Below are 19293 nucleotides of genomic sequence, written 5' to 3'. Positions count from 1 at the left end.
GGACCGCCATGGCCGCCTGAGCCGCCGCACCACACCGAACGCCCTGCGGAACCCGGCCAGACGGCCGGGTTCCTGCGCCTTTGGAAAGGTGTGTCGCCGGGTCCGGCAGGACAAGGCGGATTTTGGCTGGCTGGTGGGCCTCATCCTCCTCCCTTCCCGGGCCGATTCGTCCGGTGAGCCGCTTCATCGCCAAGGGCGGGCTTCAGGTTCGAAAATTGCGGCTTGACGATTATGTTATCGATACCATAAAGTTGAAATCGTACCGTTGGGCTTTGGGAGGAGCACGGGATGGAGGCGCGCAAGCTCATCGAATTTCGGGGCATCACCAAGGTCTTCGGCGGTACGCGGGCGCTCGACAATGTCTCGATCGACCTGCTGCCGGGCGAGATCCTGGCGCTTCTTGGCGAGAACGGTGCCGGCAAGTCGACGTTGATCAAGACCCTTGCGGGCATCTACAGGCCGGACGACGGCCAGATCCTCTTTCGCGGCGAACCCTACAGCCACCGTCCGCCCAGACCCAACACCCGTCAGCCGGTCGCCTTCATTCACCAAGATCTCGGCCTGATCGAGTGGATGACGGTCGCGGAGAATGTCGGCCTGGCCCAAGGGTTCTCCCTGCGCTCGCGCCTGATCGACTGGCGGCGCACCGAGGATCGTGCCCGCGAGGCGCTGCGTCTCGTCGGCTGCGACTTCGATCCGAGCACCCGGGTCCAGGACCTGACCCGCACGGAAAAGTCGCTGGTCGCCATTGCCCGCGCACTCGCCGTCGAGGCCGACGTGCTCGTGCTCGACGAGCCGACCGCCAGCCTGCCGGCCGACGAGGTCGAACGGCTGTTCGACGCGATCCGCCCGCTCAAGGAAAGGGGCGTGGGCATGATCTATGTTTCGCACAGGCTGGACGAGATCTTCCGCATCGCCGATCGCGTCGCCGTGCTGCGCGACGGCAAGCTCGTCGGCCAGCGCCCGGTCGTCGAAACGCGCCCGGACGACCTTATCGAGATGATCGTCGGGCGTCCGGCAGATCAGCTTTTCGTGAAGGCGGCCTGCACGCCGGGACCTGCGGTCCTGTCCGCGCGGAATCTGACGTCCGGCGCGATCGGTCCCGTTTCCTTCGACGTCCGCCGGAATGAACTTCTCGGCCTCGTCGGGCTGCGCGGCGCCGGGCAGGAGCTGATCGGCCGCGCACTTTTCGGCTGCGAGCCCTTCGGCGGCACGGTGCATCTGGACGGTGTCGCACCGGATCTCGCCAGCCCGGTTGCCGCGATGCGGTCCGGGATCGGCCTCGTCGCCCGTGACCGCACCGAGGAATCCGTCGCGATGTCACTGTCGCTGCGGGAAAACACCTTTCTCAATCCGGGCGCCTCCGGGCGTGGCCTCTTCTCGTTCCTGTCACCCGCCAACGAGGCGGAGCGGGCGCGACGCGTCGGGGAAACCGTCGGGTTGCGCCCCAACGACCAGAGCCTCCCAATCGAGGCGCTGTCCGGCGGCAACCAGCAGAAGGTCGTGGTCGGGCGCTGGCTCGCCACCGGACGGCGGCTGCTCGTGGCGGAGGATCCGACCGCCGGCGTGGACGTCGGCGCCAAGGCCGAGATCTACCGGCTGATCGCCCGGGCGCTCGAAGCAGGTCTCGCCGTGGTCGTCGTCTCGACCGACTTCGAGGAAATCGCCCATATCTGCCACCGGGCGCTCGTCTTCTCGCGCGGACGGATCGTTGCCGAGCTCGAGGGGGACGCGCTCACGACCTCCGCCGTCATTTCCGCTGCTTCGGCGTCCGAAGCCGCCTGAAGGTCCACGGGAGAAGACCATGCAATCCATCGAATCCACCGCACTCGAGCCGACGCGCAGCGAGCTTTCGGGCCTGACCACCGGCCAGAAGATCGCGCGCTTTATCCCGGTCTACGGCCTCGTGATCCTGACGGCCTTCCTGATCCTGCTCTTTTCCGTGCTGCTGCCCACAACCTTCCCGACGCTTCTCAACCTGCGGTCGGTCGTGTCCGACAAGGCGATCATCGCGCTGCTCTCGCTTGCCGCGATGATCCCGATGGCCTCCGGCCGCATCGATCTGACGGTTGGCTATGGAATCGTGCTCTGGCACATTCTGGCGATCAGCCTGCAGACGATGTACGGTATTCCGTGGCCGCTCGCGGTGCTCATCGTGCTGCTGCTCGGCGCCGCCACGGGGTTCCTCAACGGCCTTCTCGTCGAAGTCGCCCGCATCGACAGCTTCATCGCCACGCTCGGCACGGGCACGATCCTCTATGCGCTGGCGCTTTGGCACACGGGCGGCCGGCAGGTGGTGGGCGTGTTGCCCGACGGCTTCTATGCCCTGAACGGCACGATGGTGTTCGGCCTGCCGATCACCGGCTTCTATGTGCTCGCCGTCGCGCTCGCGCTCTGGCTCGTTCTCGAATACCTGCCGATTGGCCGCTACGTCTATGCGATCGGCGCCAATCCGAAGGCGGCGGCGCTGAACGGCATACCGGTGCGCCGCTTCGTCATCGGCGCCTTCGTCTCCTCGGGCACGCTTGCCGCGCTTGCCGGCGTCCTGCTCGCGTCCAAGCTCAGGATCGGCCAGGCGAGCGTCGGGCTCGAATATCTGCTGCCGGCGCTCGTCGGCGCTTTCCTTGGCTCCACCACGATCAAGCCGGGCCGCGTCAATGTCTGGGGGACGATCACGGGTGTCGTCATTCTCGCCGTCGGCATTTCCGGCATCCAGCAGTTCGGCGGCTCGTTCTTCGTCGAGCCGCTGTTCAACGGCGTCACGCTGCTGGTCGCGATCGGTATCGCCGGCTACGCCCAGCGCAAGCGCGGCGCGGCCGGAAAGGCGGCGGTGCCCGGACGAGCGCCGCTGCCGTCCAAGACGACCTGACCGGTTCACCACACGATTTTCAACGGGAGGATGAAACATGAAACGCAGAACTCTGATCCGAAGCTCCGTAGCCGTCATGGCACTGCTGGTGGCAGGTCCGGCGCTTGCGGACGGCATGTCGGATGCCGCGGCGATCGTCGAGAAATATGCGACGCGCGTTACGGCCTGGGAGGGGCCGAAGGCGAGCCCGAAGGCGCAGGAGGGCAAGACGATCGTCGTGCTCGCCGGTGACCTGAAGAACGGAGGCATTCTCGGCGTCACGACCGGCGTCGAAGAGGCAGCGGCGGCCATCGGCTGGCAGGTCAAGGTGATCGACGGCGCCGGCTCGATCGGCGGACGCACGGCGGCTTTCGGCCAGGCGATGGCGCTGAAGCCCGACGGCATCATCATCAACGGCTTCGATGCCGTGGAGCAGGCGCCGTCCATGGCGGAAGCCAAGAAGGCGGGCATACCGCTCGTCGCCTGGCACGCCGGGCCGGTGATCGGTCCGGACGAGGAAAACGGTCTCTTCACCAATGTCAGCACCGACGCGATGGAAGTGTCCAAGGCCGCTGCGAACTGGGCCTATGTCGATGCCAAGGGCAAGCTCGGTGTCGTCATCTTCACGGATTCGACCTATGCGATCGCCATCGCCAAGGCGGACAAGATGAAGGAGGAGGTCGAGCGCCTCGGTGGCACCGTGCTCGAATATGTCGACACGCCGATCGCCGAGACTTCGCAGCGCATGCCGACGCTCACCACGTCGCTGCTGCAGCGCTACGGCGACACGTGGACGCATTCGCTGGCGATCAACGACCTCTACTTCGACTTCATGGGACCGTCGCTTGCGGCTGCCGGGAAGGGCGGGTCGGACGCGCCGATCAACGTGGCAGCCGGCGACGGTTCGGAATCGGCCTACCAGCGCATTCGCGCCGGCCAGTTCCAGAAGGTCACCGTGGCGGAGCCGCTGAACCTGCAGGGCTGGCAGCTCGTCGATGAGCTGAACCGTGCCTTTGCCGGCGAGCCTTGGTCCGGCTATCTGTCGCCGCTCCACGTGGTCACCGCCGACAATGTCGAATTCGACGGTGGACCGAAGAACACCTTCGACCCGGACAACGGCTATCGGGACGAATACAAGAAGCTCTGGGGCAAGATGTAACAGTCCTCCCGCACCCCGGGATGCCGCGAACGGTGTCCCGGGGCCGCGTTGAATCCCTTTACACCATCCTCGAAACGCGCAGATTGCCCGATGGGCTCTACCGCGTGCTCTCGCGCACGATGAGGTCGGGCTTGATGACGAGGCGGGCTGGTTCGCCGGCCTCGCGCTTTCCATCCAGAAGGTCGATGATCAGCGCGGCGGTCTTTTCTCCGATCTCGCGGGCGAAGGCGTTGATGGTGGTGAGGCTCGGCACGCAGATGCCGCCGATCTCGTAATTCCCGAAACCGCCGATCGCCATCTGGTCGGGCACGGCGATGCCACGACGCTGGCATTCGGTGAGCGCGCCGAAGGCCGACAGGTCGGACACGCAGATCACCGCCTGCGTGTCCCCGTAGGTCTCCAGAAGACGCCCCATCGAGTTGGCCCCCTCGCGCATGGAGATCGGCGGGGCGCCCGCGGCGATGAGGCGGGTCGCGTCCAGCCCGTGATGGTTCATGGCCGCGATGAATCCCGCCCGTCGGTCGGTGCCACGCGTGTCGCGGTCGGCGTCGCCGCCGATGAAGGCGATGCGCTCGTAGCCGGCGACGACGAAATGATCGACCATCTCCCGTACGGACTGGGCGTTCGAGAAGCCGACCACATGGCCGATCGGGTCTTCCGGCAGGTCCCAGGTCTCGATGACGGGAATGCGGGCATTGTTCAGCAGTTGCCGTCCGCGCGCGGTATGCTTTCCGCCGGTGACGACGATCGCCTCCGGCCGGCGCCGCAGCAACTGCTCGATCAGGCGCTCTTCCTCGCGCGTGTCATAGTTGGTGTGGCCGAGCAGGATCTGAAGCCCGCGTTGCGACAGGCCCTCGGACAGCGCGCGCACCGTGTCGGCGAAATTGGCATTGTTGATGGACGGTATGGTGACCGCGACGAAGTCCGTCCGCTGCGACCGGAGATTTGCGGCGGTGCTGTCGAAGACGTAGCCGAGTTCGTCGGCTGCCCGCAGCACCGCTTCGCGCGTGTCCCGGTTGATCGATGTGTCGCTCTTGAACGCCCGGGACACGGTCATCGGCGAGACCCCCGCCCGGCGGGCGACGTCGGCCATAGTCGGTGGTTTTCCCGTGGTCTGCATCGGCGTCCATGGTATCGTTATCAACCGCAATACAGCGAGATTGCCCGTTGAAGGCAAGGGCTTTTGCGCCGGTCCCGGACCCGAGGGTCCGCGGCTGTCAGGTCAGCGGGAATTCGTTGGCCTGGGTGACGTGGTGGTGAATTCTTCCATCGAAGAAGCGCGCCATCACCGCCTCGGTCGCCGCCCGCGCCGCCGTGCGCGCCGGGCTGGACAGCGCCGCCTCCACGGCGGCGAGGTCCGGATAGTTGATGGCGAGAATCATCGGTATTTCGGGCGCACCCTCGTCGCGTGCATCGGCGAAGGTCACGCGTACGTCGAGCGCACCCGGAAAGGCCTTCCATTTCGGCAGGATGTCCTGAAGCACGGCGGCGCGGAACGCCTCGGTCTCTCCGTCCTTCACCTTGCCTTCGAAAAGGGCGTAACGTGTGATCATCGTGCGATATCCTTGTTGGGGCCTTTGAAATATTCCATCAGCGCCGCCTGATCCTCGCCGCCAAGGCCGGCTGCGGTCAGCATGCGGTGTACCTCGGCGCAGGTGGCGGTGAGCGGCATGGCCGTGTTGGTCAGGCGTGCCAGATCCTGCGCGCCGTTGAGATCCTTGACCATGTTGTCGATGCGGCCCGTGCGGCGGTAGTCCTTCGCCACGAAGCGGGGCATGTATTCCTGAAGGATGGCGCTGTCCGCCCGGCCGCCTTTCAGCGCCATCGGGATCTTCGCAGCATCCACACCGGCGTCGAGCGCCAGTTGCGTCGCTTCGGCAACGGCCAGGAAGTTCAGGCCGCACAGCACCTGATTGATCAGCTTGGTCGTCTGCCCGGCGCCCGAAGGACCCATATGGGTATAGTTGGAGGCGACGTGGCGCAGAACGGCGTAAGCGTCGTCAACGTCCTGTTTCTCGCCGCCCGCCATCAGCGTCAGTTCGCCGGTTAGCGCCTTCGGCGCCCCGCCGGAAAGCGGGCTGTCGACCCATCGCAGACCCCTGGCGGCGGCATTTGCGGCCAGCGCTCGCGTCGCTTCCGGATCGATCGACGACATGTCGATGATCAGTGTGCCGGCCCGCGCTCCGTCAGCGACGCCGCCTGCACCAAAGACCGCCTGATGCACGATCCGTGCGGAATTGAGGCTGAGGATCACGTGGTCGGCCGCGGCTGCGGCCTCGGCGGCGCTGGCTGCGGCGCTCGCGCCCTTTTCGACAAGCGTCTCGACTTTCGTCCTGTCCAGGTCGAAAACCACAAGGCGGTTGCCGGTCTGCAGGAGCCGCGTGCCGATAGCGCCACCCATCGCGCCGGCGCCGAGCAGTGCCACCCTATTCGTCATGTTCCGTTCCTCCCAAAAGCCGAGCGATGCGATCGATGATCGCGTCGATGGGCTGGTCGATGTCAACATCGATCGTGTTCTCGTCTGAGCCTGGCGGCTCCAGCGCGGCGTATTGGCTCTCCACCAGCGCCGCTGGCATGAAATGGCCCGTTCGCGCCGTCATGCGCGCGGCGATGAGATCGCGCGACCCGGCAAGGTGGATGAGCGCAACCGATGCCCCGGCCTCGAGTCGGATGTGGTCGCGGTATCGCCGCTTCAGCGCAGAGCAACCGACGACGAGGGGTGTTGCCGGTGCTGCAAGCGACCGGCCGACCAGCGTCAGCCACGGCCAGCGGTCCGCGTCGTCGAGCGGCTCGCCGCGGCTCATCTTGGCGATGTTTTCCGGCGGGTGCAGCACGTCGCCATCGAGATAGACGGCCCCGATACGTTCCGCCAGCGCGACGCCCACCGTCGATTTGCCGCAGCCCGCAACGCCCATCAGGAGCATGCGTCGCGGAGCCTCAAAGCGAGGCCGTGATGCCGCCGTCGACATAGAGCACATGTCCGTTCACAAAGGAGGATGCGTCGGAGGCGAGGAAGATGCAGGCGCCGACCAGTTCCTCGACCTTTCCCCAGCGACCGGCCGGCGTGCGCTTCTCGAGCCAGGCCGAGAAGTCGGCGTCGGCGACAAGGGCGGCATTCAGCGGCGTGTCGAAATAGCCGGGTGCGATGGCGTTGCATTGCAGTCCATATTTCGCCCAGTCGGTCGCCATGCCCTTGGTGAGGTTGCCGACGGCTCCCTTGGTGGCGGTGTAGGGCGCGATGCCGGGCCGGGCGAGTGCGGTCTGCACGCTGGCGATGTTGATGATCTTACCGGTGCCGCGTACGATCATGTGGCGGGCGACCGCCTGGCCGACATTGAAGACCGTCGAGATATTCGTGCGGAGCAGCCGCTCGAAAGCGTCCGCCGGAAAGTCCTCAAGCGGCGTGCGATGCTGCATGCCGGCATTGTTGACGAGAATGTCGATCGCCCCGATATGCCGCTCGAAGTCGTCGACGGCAGTACGAACCGCTGCATGATCCGTCGCATCGAAAGAGAGTTGGCGGGCGCCTGGGATCGTCCGCGCCGCTGCAGCGAGCTTGGCGGCATCGCGGCCGTTCAGCACGATCTCTGCGCCTGCTTCGGCAAGGCCGCGCGCCAGGGCAAAACCGATGCCTTGCGACGACCCGGTCACCAGCGCGCGCCGTCCCGTGAGATCGAACAGGGCCTGGCTCATTTTTCCTCCCGCATCCCGTCTCGACAATGCTTGTCGCTCTGGTTATGTTATCGATACCATTCAAAGTCAAGGGAGGGAGACCCGTTAATGAACAAGCCCCAAATTCTCCAGGTCGGCCCCTATCCGCAATGGGATGAGGCGCCGTTGCAGGAGGCGTTTACGGTTCACCGCTATTTTGAGGCGGACGACAAGCCATCCTTCCTGGCGGAGGTCGGCGGACGGGTTCGCGCGATCGCGACGCGGGGCGAACTTGGCGCGAACCGGACGATGATCGAAGCCTGTCCGGCACTCGAATTGATCTCCGTCTATGGGGTGGGGTTCGATGCGGTCGATCTTGCCGCCTGCCGGGACCGGAGCATTCGCGTCACCAACACGCCGGACGTCCTGACGAACGACGTCGCCGATCTCGGTGTCGCCATGATGCTCTGCCTGTCCCGGGGCATGGTTGGTGCGGAGCGATGGGTCAGGGACGGAAGCTGGGCCGCCAAGGGCCTCTATCCGCTGAAGCGTCGCGTCTGGGGACGGCGCGCCGGCGTGCTGGGCCTCGGGCGCATCGGATACGAGGTGGCGAAGCGTCTGAAAGGCTTCGACATGGACATCGCCTACAGCGATGTCTCGGAGAAGCCCTATGCCGAGGGCTGGACCTTCGTGCAGGACCCGGTTGCGCTGGCCAAGCGATCCGATTTCCTGTTCGTGACGCTCGCGGCGTCTGCCGCCACGCGCCACATCGTCGGCCGCGACGTCATTGCCGCGCTCGGCGAGGAGGGCATGCTGATCAACATCTCGCGCGCCTCCAACATCGACGAAGACGCGTTGCTGGATGCGCTCGAAGGCAACCGGCTCGGCTCGGCAGCGCTCGACGTCTTCGAGGGAGAGCCGGCGCTCAACCCGCGCTTTCTCGCGCTCGACAACGTCCTGCTGCAGCCGCATCACGCGTCCGGAACCCTCGAAACCCGCAAGGCGATGGGCAAACTCGTGCGCGACAATCTTGCCGCCCATTTCGCCGGTCAGCCATTGCTGACTCCGGTGCTTTGAGGAGGCGAACATGAAAGCCATCGTCGTCCACGGTCCGAAGGATCTGCGCATCGAGGATCGCCCCGAGGAAGAACCGGGCAGGGGAGAGGTGCGCCTGCGCCTTGCGTCCGGCGGCATCTGCGGCAGCGACCTGCACTATTACAACCATGGAGGCTTCGGCACCGTTCGCCTGCGCGAGCCGATGATCCTCGGCCACGAGGTCTCGGCCCGGGTCGATGCGCTTGGCGAGGGGGTCACCGGACTGGAACCCGGACAGCTCGTCGCCGTTTCGCCTTCGCGGCCCTGCCGGGCCTGTCGCTATTGCCACGAGGGCCTGCCTAACCAGTGCCTTCATATGCGTTTTTACGGCAGCGCCATGCCGTTTCCGCATATCCAGGGCGCCTTTCGCGAAGTCCTGGTGGCGGATGCGATCCAGTGTGTGCCTGCCGACGGGCTGAGCCCCGGCGAGGCGGCGATGGCGGAGCCGCTTGCGGTGACCTTGCACGCCACCCGCAGGGCCGGCCTGATGCTCGGCAAGCGCGTGCTGGTGACCGGCTGCGGGCCGATCGGCGTGCTGTCGATCCTTGCCGCGCGGCGTGCCGGCGCCGCCGAGATCATTGCAACGGACCTGTCCGATTTCACGCTCGCGCTCGCCCGCACCGCCGGTGCCGACCGGACGATCAACATGCGCGACGAGCCTGACGCGCTCGCAGCCTTCAGCGCGGACAAGGGGACATTCGATGTCCTCTACGAGTGCTCCGGAGCGCAGCCGGCGCTCGTCGCTGCGATCGCCGCCATGCGGCCGCGCGGCGTGATCGTACAGCTCGGCCTCGGCGGCGACATGAACCTGCCGATGATGGCCGTGACGGCGAAGGAGCTCGATCTCCGAGGATCCTTCCGCTTCCACGAAGAGTTTGCCACGGGTGTCGCGCTGATGCGCAAGGGCCTCATAGACGTCAAGCCGCTGATCACGCACACCGTTCCGCTGGACCGTGCCGTCGAAGCCTTCGAGCTTGCGACAGATCGCAGCCGAGCGATGAAGGCGCAGATCGCCTTCGCCTGAGCGACGGGCGGGTCGTCGTCAGGGTAGATCGGCGCCGATCGCAAGCAGGGCGGCCCGCGCGACGTCGACGTCCTGCGCGCCGCTGCCCGAGCCGACGCCGATGCCATCGACGAGCGCTCCCGCGACGCGGATGGGAAGGCCACCGGCAAGCCCCGTCACGTCACCGCCCGTCGCGGCGGCGATCAGCGGCCGCGCGGCTTCGGCAATCGTGTCGCTCGGCGCACCGATGGAGGCAGCCGTGCGCGCCTTGGCCGCGGCGCTCTTCAGCGACAGGAAACGGGTGCCGCGCATGCGCAGCTGACCGAGCGTCACGCCGCTCGCGTCGACGATGACGATGCACTGGGGCTGACCCATCCCGGCCGCCGCCTTGCGGGCAGCGGTGAGAAGGGCAAGCACCGCGTCGTCGGTCAATACCCTGGTGGCTTCGTGATGTTCATTCTGTCTGCCTTCATCGTGGCTTGGCCGGGTGACAATCCCGTCGTTATCGGTAACATCCCGGCTCTCCGGGAGGAAAGGAAATCCTGATGTCGTTCTTCGAAGTGGTCGATCCCCGCTTCTCGTCCTTCGTTCTCGGCAACGCCCCGGTCAAGCAGCTCGCGACCGGCTTCGACTGGGTGGAAGGTCCTGTATGGTTCGGCGACGCCGGGTGCCTGCTCTTCTCGGACATACCGAACAACCGCATCCTGCGCTGGATGCCGGGCGCCGGGATCTCCGTCTTTCGCGAACCGTCCAACTATGCGAATGGCAACACCCGCGACCGGCAAGGCCGGCTCGTGACCTGCGAACACGGCGCCCGACGCGTCACGCGCACCGAGCTCGACGGGTCGGTGACCGTCATCGCGGACCGCTATCAGGGCAAGCGTCTCAACTCGCCCAATGACGTCGTGGTCACCTCCGACGGTGCCGTCTGGTTCACCGATCCGCACTACGGCATCATGACCGACTACGAGGGTTACCGCTCGGAACAGGAACTGCCCTGCAACGTCTACCGGGTTGATCCCTCTGGCTCGATCGAGGCGATGCTGACGGACTTTGCCTGCCCGAACGGGCTCGCCTTCAGCCCGGACGAGACACGGCTCTACGTCGCCGATACCGGCCGCATGTTCGGATCCGACCCACAGCATATCCGCGCCTTCACGGTGGCGGAAGGCGGAAGGCTGTCCGGCGGAGAGGTGTTTCACGCAATTTCGCCCGGCTGCGCCGACGGGTTCCGTCTCGATACCGACGGAAACCTCTGGTCGTCGGCTGCCGACGGGGTGCATTGCCTCGCTCCGGACGGCCATATCATGGGCAAGATCCTGGTGCCGGAGGTCGTCTCGAATGTCTGCTTCGGCGGCCGGGCGAAGCATCGGCTCTTCATCACGGCCTCGACGAGTCTCTACGCGGTCACGCTCAACCGCGTCGGCGCCGGCACCCTTTAGGAGCCAGAGCCCGGATCTCCGGCCGGAACCGCCGGTCTCCGGGATATCCCTTCCTTTACTTTCGCCTGCTAAACAGGAGCATTCGCGTCAAGGTCGACGCGATTTTGCAGGGCTGAGGTATAGATGCTTGGGCCGGAGATCAGAGCGTTCCTGGAGGCGTGCCCGCTTGCGGCGCTCGTCGCAGACGCGTCCGGCATGGTCGTCTTCGCGAATTCCGGCGCGCAGGCAATCTTCGAATGCGCGGTTGGCGACATCCTCGGACGAGCCGTAACCAAGCTGCTTCCGGAATGGCCGGCCTCCACCGATGACGTCGTCCGGATCGCCGGGGCGGGCAACCGCCTCTACCGTGTCCTGCCGATGCGCTGGCAGGGTACCGACGGACCGGCCACCGCCATCCTGATCGAGCCGGCGCAGCGCGCACGGGACGAGGAGCTTGCCGAGCAGGAAGCCAACCGGCGCCTGCGCTATGTCATCGAGATGCTGCCGCAGGCTGTATGCGTGTTCGATGCCATGGATCGTTATGTCCTTTGGAACCAAAAATATGCCGAACTCTACGACGACATCGCCGCGGATCTCCGGCCTGGTATCGGCTTTGAGGATATCCTGCGGCTGAGCCTTGCGAGCGGCCGGATGCCGGAAGTGGTCGACGAAGGCGAAATCTGGCTTCGCGAGCGCATGCGCAAATTCCGCCAGCCCTCGTCGCGTGAAGAGCAGCAGCTGCGCGACGGCCGCTGGCTGCGGCATGACGATCGGCGAACACCGGACGGCGGCGCCATCGGCATGCGCATCGACATCACCGAACTCAAGCAGCGCGAGGAGTGGCTGGCGCAGCTCTTCGATGCCAATCCGATGCCCATGCTGCTGTGCGACGGCGATAGCCTCGCGATCCTTCAGGCGAACCGGGCCGCGATCGATTTCTACGGTTGCGGGACGGATGGCCTCCCGTCGAAGCACGCCTTCGACATGCACGCCGAGGATCAGGCGCAGACCTTTGCTGCGACGCTGCGGGCGCTGCACAGCGACTGCGAGGGACGAACCGTGTGGCGCCAGACCACGGCGGATGGAAGCGAGCGCCACGTGCTTATTTATGTGCGCCTTTTGCGGGAAGGCGGGAAGCGCCGCCTGCTGCTGACGGTCGCCGATGTGTCCGACCGCGTGCTGGCGGAGCGGGAGGCGACGCGCCTCGCGCATCACGACGTTCTGACGGGGCTTCCCAATCGCATCCAGTTCTACAAGAGTCTCGAGGACGCGTTGCGGCACGGCGGCGAAGCGGGCGTGCTCGTCTATTGCCTTGATCTCGACGGCTTCAAACCGGTCAACGACACCTTCGGCCACGCCGCCGGCGACGAAGTGCTGCGCATGGTGGCGGAACGACTGCTGGAGGTAGCGCACGGGCATCTCGTGGCACGGCTCGGCGGCGACGAATTCGCGATACTCGCGGCCGGTGACGGCACGACGGGCGACGAACTCGCCGCACGCTGCGTATCCGCCTTCGAGCCGGCCTTCACGGTGCGCGGCCTGCCGATCCGCCTGGGCGTCAGCATCGGTATTGCTGCCGCGCCCCGGGACGGCGTGGACGGCGAGGCGATCGTTCAGGCCGCCGACCGGGCGCTCTACCGGGCGAAGGCTGCCGGTCGCAACGGCTGGTGCCGTGCCTGTGACCCGGAGGACGCACCGCGGCGCGCCGAAGCGGGTTAGGGGCCTTCGCTTGCCGCCCGTTTCGGCATATCCGTCGACACCAGAAAGTCGCGCAGCGTCCGCGCCTCGCGCGACGCGGCCCTGGCCTCCACCAGCCAATAGGCCTTGTCCGTATCCGAGGGCGTGTCGAACAGCGTGACGAGCAGGCCGTTCGCGATCTCGTCGGCGACCAACGCAGTCGGGCACAGGCCAACTCCCTGGCCGCCGATCACCGATCCGATCATCAGGTTGAAATCCGCAAAGACCGGGCCGGCCTTCGACGGGGTCCCGATACCGGCGGCCGCAAACCAGCGCGGCCAGGCGTCCGTGGTCTCGTCGTGCAGAAGGTCCGCCTTCAGAAGGTCTGCCGCGGCTGCGAACGGACCGTGGCGCGACCGGAAGTCCGCCGAACAGGTCGGCCGCGTTTCGGCGGGCAGCAGGGCGATTGCTGCCGGGGTCGGCCGATGTCCGTGGCAGATCAGGAGGTCGGCATCCGCCGCTTCCGGCGTCTTGGCCGTTAGGGCATAGAGAACGTTGACGCGAATGTCGGGATGCGCGGCCCCGAAGAACGGCAGGCGGGGTACGAGGAACCGAGTCGCCATCGAGGGGATGCAGGCGACGCGGACCGTGCGGCCTTTCGCCTCGCGCCTCAATTGCCGGGCGGCCTCCTCGATGTGGGAAAGCCCATGCGACACCGCCATTCCGAACTCGCGCCCGGCCGCGGTGAGCGAGACCCCGCGCGGATGACGGAGGAACAGGGTCACGTCGAGCCGGCTTTCCAGTGCCCGCACATGCTGGCTGATGCCGGCGGGCGTCAGGCGCAACTCGGCGGCGGCTCTGACGAAGTTCTCATGGCGCGCGGCGGCCTCGAAGGCGCGAAGGGAGGCGAGGGGAAGCGGATCCATGAAGCATGACTAAGTCATGCTTAGCCAATGGGCAAGAAGGTTCGCCGTTGCAAGGACGAGAGACCCTGCTAGAACCGACGGTGCCTTCCGCCACCTCTCCAGTCCGGCGGGGCGGGCCAGAAGTCAAGGCGGGCGTGAAGGAGCAAACGAGATGCACAGCACAAGCGACCTGGTGGTTCCGTCGGATGCGGCGGAGCGCCGCAAGAGGCGCCGGGTTGTCGTTTATCCCGTGGAGACGCTGCCGATCGCCGATCTCGATCTCCTGCGCGCGGCCCGCAAGGGGCTGACGACGGTGGACGAGATTGTGGTGCCGCCGCGTGACGCGCGCGCCTTCCGGGTGCCGCAGGGACATTTTTTCCGCATCGTCAGCATCGATGGGCCGCAGGTCGGCGATCTCAACCTGTGGAACGCCGGCAATCTTGCCGAGCGGTTCTTCAGCGGCAAGACGCGGGCGCTGCATGCCACCCATGTCGGTGTCGGGGATCGCCTCTGGAGCACCTTGCCCTACCTGCGTCCCATGGCGACGATAACGCACGACACGCTCGGCTGGTACGGCTGGGACGATGACGGTGCCGGCGTGCACGACGTCATCGGCACGCGTTGCGACCCCTACACAAACCGGCTCCTGAAGGGGAGCGACTATCACAATTGCTGCCACTCGAACCTGACGCGCGCGCTGGCATCTGCCGCGGACCTCTCGCTCGCCGAGGCCGAGCCGCACGTGCATGACGTGCTGAACGTCTTCATGTGCACCGGCTTCACGCGTGACACGCACCAGTATTTCATGAAGGCGAGTCCCGTGCGGCCGGGCGACTTCCTCGAACTTTTCGCCGAGATCGACCTCGTCGGCGCATTGTCGGCCTGTCCCGGCGGCGACTGCGGCGAAACCCATTCGAGCGATACGGTCGCCTGCTATCCGTTGAAAGTCGAGGTTCTCAGGCCCGAGCCGGGTGCACTCGCCGGATGGGCGCCGCCCCGCGAGAACGCCTATCCCCGCACGCACGGCTAGCCGTATCCGCAGGGACATCCCGCCCGATGTTCACGGCAGCGGTGGTCGGTGTCCAACGCGCCGGTGGAAATCCCTTGACGGCCGCGTGAAACGGCGCCACTTCGCCTGCATACGCATTCCGTGCGGCATGCGCTTCGACGACACAATCCCGAGGGCCGTTCATCATGCAGGCCGAAGCGAGCTTCATCATTCGCAACGCGCGTATCCTCACGATGGATGACGCCAATCCTCGCGCCGGCGCAATCGCGATTTCCGGCAACCGCATCCTCGCCGTCGGGTCGGAAGCAGGGATCGACGCCTTTTCCGGACCGGATACGCATATCCTGGATGCGCGCGGCGGAACGGTGCTGCCGGGTTTCAACGAAGCACATATGCACATCTTCGGGGGGGCGGTGGAACTGACCGAACTGTCGCTCTACGGCCTGAGGGGCTACGCCGCACTCGAAAAGGCCGTCCGCGCCTATGCCGCGGCCAACCCCGACCGGCGCCTGCTGATCGCCCAACACGCCGACTATGCCGTCATCTCGGAAAGCGAGCGTCTCAGCCGTCACCATCTCGACCGCATCCTGCCGGACCGACCGCTCCTTCTCGTAGCGGCAGATCACCATACGGCCTGGGCGAACACGATCGCGCTCACGAGGGCCGGCCTTCTCGAAGGACGCGACGTCGGTGTCGGCAACGAGATCGTCATGGGCGAGGACGGGCTCGCAAGCGGCGAGTTGCGCGAGAGCAATGCGATCCGCCCCGTCACCGCACTCGGGGAAACGGGCGGCCGCGAGATGCTGGGCATCGGCACGGGCGGCGAGCCCGAAAATGTCAGTGCGGACGAGCGCGCCGGCGACATCGAAATGCTCAAGCGGGGGCTCGCCTATTGCGCCTCCCTCGGCATCACCTCGATCCAGAACATGGACGGCAATTTTTATCAGCTCGACATGATGGAGGAGATCGAGAAGACCGTCGGCCTGCCGGTGCGCATCCGTATTCCTTTCCACATGAAGAATTTCATGCCGCTTACCGATATCGAGAACAAGGCGGCGGCGTGGCGCGCGCGCTTTTCCGGCGACCGGTTGCGCTGCGACTTCGTGAAGATATTCATGGACGGGGTCACGGAAGGCGAGACCGCCGTCTTTATCGACGACTATACCCACAGGCCGGGCTGGAAGGGCGAGCCGCTGTTCGGCCAGGAGCATTTCGACACGATCGCGACCGAGGCCGATCGGCTTGGGTTGCAGGTCGCCGTGCACGCGATCGGCGACGGCGCGGTCCGCATGGTGCTGGACGGATACGAGAAGGCGATGGAGGCGAACGGCCGGCGCGACAGCCGCAATCGGATCGAACATATCGAGGTGGTTCACCCCGACGACATTCCGCGCTTCGCCGAACTCGGCACGGTCGCCTCGATGCAGCCGACCCATCCGCCTGGGAGCGCCGGCATGTCGCTCGAGCCCTATCTCGGCTTCATCGGTGAGGAGCGCTGGCCCTATGCCTTCGCATGGAGGACGCTCGCCGACGCCGGCGCCAGCATCGTCTTCGCCACCGACTGGCCGGTCACGCCGCTCGACCCCATGGCCTGCATCCAGGAGGCCATGTGCCGCAAACCCTGGTCGCAGAACCTGCCGGACCAGCGCCTTTCACTCTTCGAAACGCTCGCCGCCTACACTCGGACCGGTGCCTGGGTCGAATTTATGGAAGACCGCAAGGGCATGCTGAAGGCGGGCTATCTCGCGGACATGGTTGTGCTGTCCGGCGACGTCGAGGCCGCACCGTCCGATCGCCTGGCGGATATTCGCCCGGTGACGACCATCTGCGACGGCCGCATCACCTACCAGGCGTGAGGTCTTCGGCTGCAACTGTGCCTTGGCGCCCGGCATTTCAGGAGAGCATGCCGGCTTGAGGGCAAGCGCGTGCTCGGTTATGACGAATCGGGGGCCAGGATCGCCGAGGTGTTAGTAAAAATTTACTGAAATCTATTCCCCCAATTGGCCTGCCGTGGCAGAGTGGAAGCCGCAGGATTGGAATGGTGGGATGGTAACGATCAAGGAAATCGCGAGAGCCGTCGGAGTGTCCTCGGCCACGGTGTCGCGGGTGTTGAACTACGACCCGGCGCTGTCGATTTCCCCGGCCAAGCGGCAGGCGATCATCGAGACGGCCGAAGCGCTGAACTACGAGACGCCGCGCAATCGCAACAAGGGAAACGGGCACACCGCGCCAAGCCTGCTCACCAGGCTCGTCATCGTGCATTTCCTCGAGCCGTCGGACGAGATCGCCGACCCCTACTATGTCGGGGTGCGGCTGGGCATCGAGACCCGGTGCCGGGAACTCAAGACCGAGATCGTCAAGGTTTTCCACTCCGATGTCTTGCCGGAAGCAGCGCTGCTGGAGGGTGCCTCCGGCGTAATCGTCATCGGCAAACACTCCAATCAGGAGATCGCCTGGCTTGAGCAGAATGCGCGGCATGTCGTCTTTGCTGATTTCGACCCGCGGATCGATCGGATCGACAGCGTCTTTTCCGACATGGGACTGGCGACGACCAAGATTCTCGACGCCCTGAAGGCGGTCGGTTACGGCCGCATCGGCTTCATCGGCAGCCACGAGCGCCTGAACGGCGCCGTGCAGCCATTTGCCGAACGCCGATGCGCCGCCTATATCGAATGGCAAAGGGCAAACGCAACCTTCGACCCGGATCTTCTGGCGCTCGCCGATTGTTCGTCGGGGCAGAGCCTGCGGCTCGAAACCGGCTATCGGCTCGCCCGCGACCTTCTTTCCCTTGCCGACCGGCCCGACGTGATCGTGACGTCCAACGACAACATGGCGATCGGCGCCTATCGGGCCATCCAGGAGTTCGGCCTGTCGATTCCGAACGACGTCGCCGTCATCTCGTTCAACGACATCCCGGTCGCGCAGTTCCTGACACCGCCGTTGACGACCGTGCGCATTCACGGAGAGCATATCGGCGAGGTGGCGGTCGACCTGCTGCTCGAACGCCTCGCGGGACGCGCCTACGGCAAACAAGTGCGCATCGCGACGGAAATGGTCTGGCGTGAAAGCTGCCGCAGACCGCCGCAATCCTGACGACGGCGCGGCTCCCCTTGGCGCGATAAATATTTACTAAATTTTACTTGCCTGTTTTCCGATTTTCGGTAAACCTTGCGCAGGCGGCCGGGGAGGAGACCGTGACGCCACAATTTCCAGGGAGGAAATCATGTATCGCAGGACGATTCTGTCGCGTTTCGCGGCCGCCACGCTTGCCGGCGCGAGCTTTCTCGCGTCCACGGCTGCCTTCGCCGGGGAAGTAACCATCTGGTGCTGGGACCCGAACTTCAACGTCGCCATCATGAAGGAGGCGGCTGCCCGCTACACGGCAAAACATCCCGACACCACCTTCAACATTGTCGATTTCGCCAAGGCCGACGTGGAGCAGAAACTGCAGACCGCGCTTTCGTCCGGCACGACCGATGCGTTGCCGGACATCGTGCTGATCGAGGACTACGGCGCGCAGAAATACCTTCAGTCCTTTCCGGGTGCCTTTGCCGAACTGTCGGGCAAGATCGATTTCTCCGGTTTTGCACCCTACAAGGTCGAGCTCATGACCGTCGATGGAGCGGTCTACGGAATGCCCTTCGATTCCGGCGTGACCGGGCTCTACTACCGCAAGGACTATCTCGAGCAGGCCGGTTTCAAGCCCGAGGACATGCAGGACCTCACCTGGGACCGCTTTGTCGAGATCGGCAGGGAGGTGGAAGCCAAGACGGGCAAGAAGATGCTCGGCCTCGACGTCAACGATGCCGGCTTCGTCCGCATCCTGATGCAATCTGCCGGCGGCTGGTATTTCGACAAGGACGGCAATCTGGCGATCGAGGGCAACGCGGCGCTGAAGGCCGCGCTGGAAACCGAGCAGAAGATCCTGCAGGCGAATATCCACAAGCCGGCGGCCGGCTGGACAGAATGGGTCGCGACCTTCACGTCCGGCGACGTGGCGACGGTGACGACCGGTGTCTGGATCACCGGTACGGTCAAGGCGCAGGCCGACCAGGCCGGCAAGTGGGGCGTGGCGCCCATCCCGAAACTCGATGTCGAAGGCGCATCGCATGCCTCGAACCTCGGCGGCTCGAGCTGGTACGTTACCGAGAGCTCGGCGGAAAAGGACGAGGCGATCGACTTCCTGAACGAGATCTACGCCAAGGATGTCGACTTCTACCAGAAGATCCTGACCGAGCGCGGTGCCGTCGGTTCCCTGCTCGCCGCGCGCTCCGGCCCTGCCTATTCGGAGGCCGACGCCTTCTTCGGCGGCGAGAAGGTCTGGCAGAACTTCTCCGACTGGCTCGCCAAGATCCCGTCGGTGAACTACGGCGTTTTCACCAATGAGGTGGATACCGCCGTCACGGCGCACCTGCCCGACCTTGCCAAGGGTGCCTCCGTCGACGAGGTGCTGACGGTGATCCAGGGGCAGGCCGAAGGCCAGATCCAGTAGTCAGCGACCGGCAGGCGAAGTCCGCCTGCCGTC

General features: G+C 65.6%; 19 protein-coding genes. 12 read left to right on the top strand and 7 right to left on the bottom strand.

All coding sequences use genetic code 11. The features are described from left to right. The 4 genes from LXM94_RS17640 to LXM94_RS17625 form a co-directional block, all read left to right on the top strand. A partial coding sequence (locus LXM94_RS17640; RefSeq protein ID WP_235772786.1) for a hypothetical protein occupies nucleotides 1-226 on the top strand: 226 nt, incomplete at its 5' end. A 62-nt stretch (nucleotides 227-288) separates the two neighbouring features. After that, nucleotides 289-1785: a sugar ABC transporter ATP-binding protein gene (locus tag LXM94_RS17635; RefSeq protein ID WP_235772785.1), complete on the top strand. Its 1497-nt coding sequence runs from the start codon at nucleotides 289-291 to the stop codon at nucleotides 1783-1785. A gap of 19 nt (nucleotides 1786-1804) precedes the next feature. Further along, nucleotides 1805-2869: an ABC transporter permease gene (locus LXM94_RS17630; protein ID WP_235772784.1), complete on the top strand. Its 1065-nt coding sequence runs from the start codon at nucleotides 1805-1807 to the stop codon at nucleotides 2867-2869. A gap of 37 nt (nucleotides 2870-2906) precedes the next feature. Then, nucleotides 2907-4007: an ABC transporter substrate-binding protein gene (locus LXM94_RS17625; RefSeq protein WP_235772783.1), complete on the top strand. Its 1101-nt coding sequence runs from the start codon at nucleotides 2907-2909 to the stop codon at nucleotides 4005-4007. A gap of 97 nt (nucleotides 4008-4104) precedes the next feature. Here the strand turns inward: LXM94_RS17625 and LXM94_RS17620 are convergent, their stop codons facing one another. The 5 genes from LXM94_RS17620 to LXM94_RS17600 all read right to left on the bottom strand — a co-directional run bounded on the left by LXM94_RS17620 (nucleotide 4105) and on the right by LXM94_RS17600 (nucleotide 7700). After that, nucleotides 4105-5100 (bottom strand): LacI family DNA-binding transcriptional regulator, encoded by a 996-nt coding sequence (locus LXM94_RS17620; RefSeq protein ID WP_235772782.1) that lies wholly within the window; start codon nucleotides 5098-5100, stop codon nucleotides 4105-4107. 124 nt (nucleotides 5101-5224) lie between these two features. Further along, nucleotides 5225-5560: a hypothetical protein gene (locus LXM94_RS17615; protein ID WP_235772781.1), complete on the bottom strand. Its 336-nt coding sequence runs from the start codon at nucleotides 5558-5560 to the stop codon at nucleotides 5225-5227. Continuing rightward, the gene (locus LXM94_RS17610; RefSeq protein ID WP_235772780.1) at nucleotides 5557-6444 is read right to left on the bottom strand and encodes an NAD(P)-dependent oxidoreductase; all 888 of its coding nucleotides are present in this window, start codon (nucleotides 6442-6444) and stop codon (nucleotides 5557-5559) included. Before LXM94_RS17610 ends, LXM94_RS17615 begins: the two co-directional genes overlap by 4 nt. Beyond that, nucleotides 6434-6931, bottom strand: coding sequence for a gluconokinase (locus LXM94_RS17605; protein ID WP_235772779.1), 498 nt, complete (start codon nucleotides 6929-6931; stop codon nucleotides 6434-6436). The genes LXM94_RS17610 and LXM94_RS17605 overlap by 11 nt, the downstream gene beginning before the upstream one ends. 13 nt (nucleotides 6932-6944) lie before the next feature. After that, nucleotides 6945-7700 (bottom strand): SDR family oxidoreductase, encoded by a 756-nt coding sequence (locus tag LXM94_RS17600; RefSeq protein WP_235772778.1) that lies wholly within the window; start codon nucleotides 7698-7700, stop codon nucleotides 6945-6947. 87 nt (nucleotides 7701-7787) lie between these two features. Between LXM94_RS17600 and LXM94_RS17595 the strand changes: the two genes are divergently transcribed. Then, the gene (locus LXM94_RS17595) at nucleotides 7788-8735 is read left to right on the top strand and encodes a 2-hydroxyacid dehydrogenase (RefSeq protein WP_235772777.1); all 948 of its coding nucleotides are present in this window, start codon (nucleotides 7788-7790) and stop codon (nucleotides 8733-8735) included. Between the two features lie 10 nt (nucleotides 8736-8745). Continuing rightward, nucleotides 8746-9777, top strand: a complete 1032-nt coding sequence (locus tag LXM94_RS17590) for an L-idonate 5-dehydrogenase (protein ID WP_235772776.1) — start codon at nucleotides 8746-8748, stop codon at nucleotides 9775-9777. A gap of 18 nt (nucleotides 9778-9795) precedes the next feature. On the opposite strand, the gene LXM94_RS17585 is transcribed toward LXM94_RS17590, so the two are convergent. Continuing rightward, nucleotides 9796-10188, bottom strand: coding sequence for a GlcG/HbpS family heme-binding protein (locus LXM94_RS17585; RefSeq protein ID WP_268965163.1), 393 nt, complete (start codon nucleotides 10186-10188; stop codon nucleotides 9796-9798). Between the two features lie 113 nt (nucleotides 10189-10301). On the opposite strand from LXM94_RS17585, the gene LXM94_RS17580 reads away from it, so the two are divergent. After that, entirely contained in the window at nucleotides 10302-11198 is an 897-nt protein-coding gene (locus tag LXM94_RS17580) for an SMP-30/gluconolactonase/LRE family protein (protein WP_235772775.1), read from the top strand. Between the two features lie 123 nt (nucleotides 11199-11321). Continuing rightward, a complete protein-coding gene (locus LXM94_RS17575; protein ID WP_235772774.1) occupies nucleotides 11322-12896 on the top strand; it encodes a diguanylate cyclase domain-containing protein in 1575 nt (524 codons plus the stop codon). On the opposite strand, the gene LXM94_RS17570 is transcribed toward LXM94_RS17575, so the two are convergent. Continuing rightward, nucleotides 12893-13780 (bottom strand): LysR substrate-binding domain-containing protein, encoded by an 888-nt coding sequence (locus LXM94_RS17570; protein WP_235772773.1) that lies wholly within the window; start codon nucleotides 13778-13780, stop codon nucleotides 12893-12895. The two genes, LXM94_RS17575 and LXM94_RS17570, sit on opposite strands and share 4 nt — an antisense overlap. 151 nt (nucleotides 13781-13931) lie before the next feature. Between LXM94_RS17570 and LXM94_RS17565 the strand changes: the two genes are divergently transcribed. The 4 genes from LXM94_RS17565 to LXM94_RS17550 all read left to right on the top strand — a co-directional run bounded on the left by LXM94_RS17565 (nucleotide 13932) and on the right by LXM94_RS17550 (nucleotide 19260). Beyond that, complete coding sequence (locus tag LXM94_RS17565; RefSeq protein ID WP_235772772.1) at nucleotides 13932-14789, top strand: urea carboxylase-associated family protein; 858 nt, start codon at nucleotides 13932-13934, stop codon at nucleotides 14787-14789. 164 nt (nucleotides 14790-14953) lie between these two features. Then, nucleotides 14954-16624 (top strand): amidohydrolase, encoded by a 1671-nt coding sequence (locus tag LXM94_RS17560; RefSeq protein WP_235772771.1) that lies wholly within the window; start codon nucleotides 14954-14956, stop codon nucleotides 16622-16624. A 190-nt stretch (nucleotides 16625-16814) separates the two neighbouring features. Further along, nucleotides 16815-17861, top strand: coding sequence for a LacI family DNA-binding transcriptional regulator (locus LXM94_RS17555; RefSeq protein ID WP_235772770.1), 1047 nt, complete (start codon nucleotides 16815-16817; stop codon nucleotides 17859-17861). A 130-nt stretch (nucleotides 17862-17991) separates the two neighbouring features. Then, nucleotides 17992-19260: an ABC transporter substrate-binding protein gene (locus LXM94_RS17550; protein WP_235772769.1), complete on the top strand. Its 1269-nt coding sequence runs from the start codon at nucleotides 17992-17994 to the stop codon at nucleotides 19258-19260. The last annotated feature ends 33 nt before the right edge of the window (nucleotides 19261-19293 follow it).

Origin of the sequence: Rhizobium alarense (assembly GCF_021555155.1) — a bacterium.
GTDB classification, from domain to species: domain Bacteria; phylum Pseudomonadota; class Alphaproteobacteria; order Rhizobiales; family Rhizobiaceae; genus Rhizobium_D; species Rhizobium_D alarense.
The sequence above is the reverse complement of the archived record's forward strand: the minus strand, read 5'-3'. Positions and strand labels throughout refer to the sequence as shown.

What these genes read in the sequence shown, in the direction of transcription:
- LXM94_RS17635 (WP_235772785.1), top strand. Translation starts at nt 289, where the DNA reads ATGGAGGCGCGCAAGCTCATCGAATTTCGGGGCATCACCAAGGTCTTC.
- LXM94_RS17630 (WP_235772784.1), top strand. Translation starts at nt 1,805, where the DNA reads ATGCAATCCATCGAATCCACCGCACTCGAGCCGACGCGCAGCGAGCTT.
- LXM94_RS17625 (WP_235772783.1), top strand. Translation starts at nt 2,907, where the DNA reads ATGAAACGCAGAACTCTGATCCGAAGCTCCGTAGCCGTCATGGCACTG.
- LXM94_RS17620 (WP_235772782.1), bottom strand. Translation starts at nt 5,100, where the DNA reads ATGGCCGACGTCGCCCGCCGGGCGGGGGTCTCGCCGATGACCGTGTCC.
- LXM94_RS17615 (WP_235772781.1), bottom strand. Translation starts at nt 5,560, where the DNA reads ATGATCACACGTTACGCCCTTTTCGAAGGCAAGGTGAAGGACGGAGAG.
- LXM94_RS17610 (WP_235772780.1), bottom strand. Translation starts at nt 6,444, where the DNA reads ATGACGAATAGGGTGGCACTGCTCGGCGCCGGCGCGATGGGTGGCGCT.
- LXM94_RS17605 (WP_235772779.1), bottom strand. Translation starts at nt 6,931, where the DNA reads ATGCTCCTGATGGGCGTTGCGGGCTGCGGCAAATCGACGGTGGGCGTC.
- LXM94_RS17600 (WP_235772778.1), bottom strand. Translation starts at nt 7,700, where the DNA reads ATGAGCCAGGCCCTGTTCGATCTCACGGGACGGCGCGCGCTGGTGACC.
- LXM94_RS17595 (WP_235772777.1), top strand. Translation starts at nt 7,788, where the DNA reads ATGAACAAGCCCCAAATTCTCCAGGTCGGCCCCTATCCGCAATGGGAT.
- LXM94_RS17590 (WP_235772776.1), top strand. Translation starts at nt 8,746, where the DNA reads ATGAAAGCCATCGTCGTCCACGGTCCGAAGGATCTGCGCATCGAGGAT.
- LXM94_RS17580 (WP_235772775.1), top strand. Translation starts at nt 10,302, where the DNA reads ATGTCGTTCTTCGAAGTGGTCGATCCCCGCTTCTCGTCCTTCGTTCTC.
- LXM94_RS17575 (WP_235772774.1), top strand. Translation starts at nt 11,322, where the DNA reads ATGCTTGGGCCGGAGATCAGAGCGTTCCTGGAGGCGTGCCCGCTTGCG.
- LXM94_RS17570 (WP_235772773.1), bottom strand. Translation starts at nt 13,780, where the DNA reads ATGGATCCGCTTCCCCTCGCCTCCCTTCGCGCCTTCGAGGCCGCCGCG.
- LXM94_RS17565 (WP_235772772.1), top strand. Translation starts at nt 13,932, where the DNA reads ATGCACAGCACAAGCGACCTGGTGGTTCCGTCGGATGCGGCGGAGCGC.
- LXM94_RS17560 (WP_235772771.1), top strand. Translation starts at nt 14,954, where the DNA reads ATGCAGGCCGAAGCGAGCTTCATCATTCGCAACGCGCGTATCCTCACG.
- LXM94_RS17555 (WP_235772770.1), top strand. Translation starts at nt 16,815, where the DNA reads ATGGTAACGATCAAGGAAATCGCGAGAGCCGTCGGAGTGTCCTCGGCC.
- LXM94_RS17550 (WP_235772769.1), top strand. Translation starts at nt 17,992, where the DNA reads ATGTATCGCAGGACGATTCTGTCGCGTTTCGCGGCCGCCACGCTTGCC.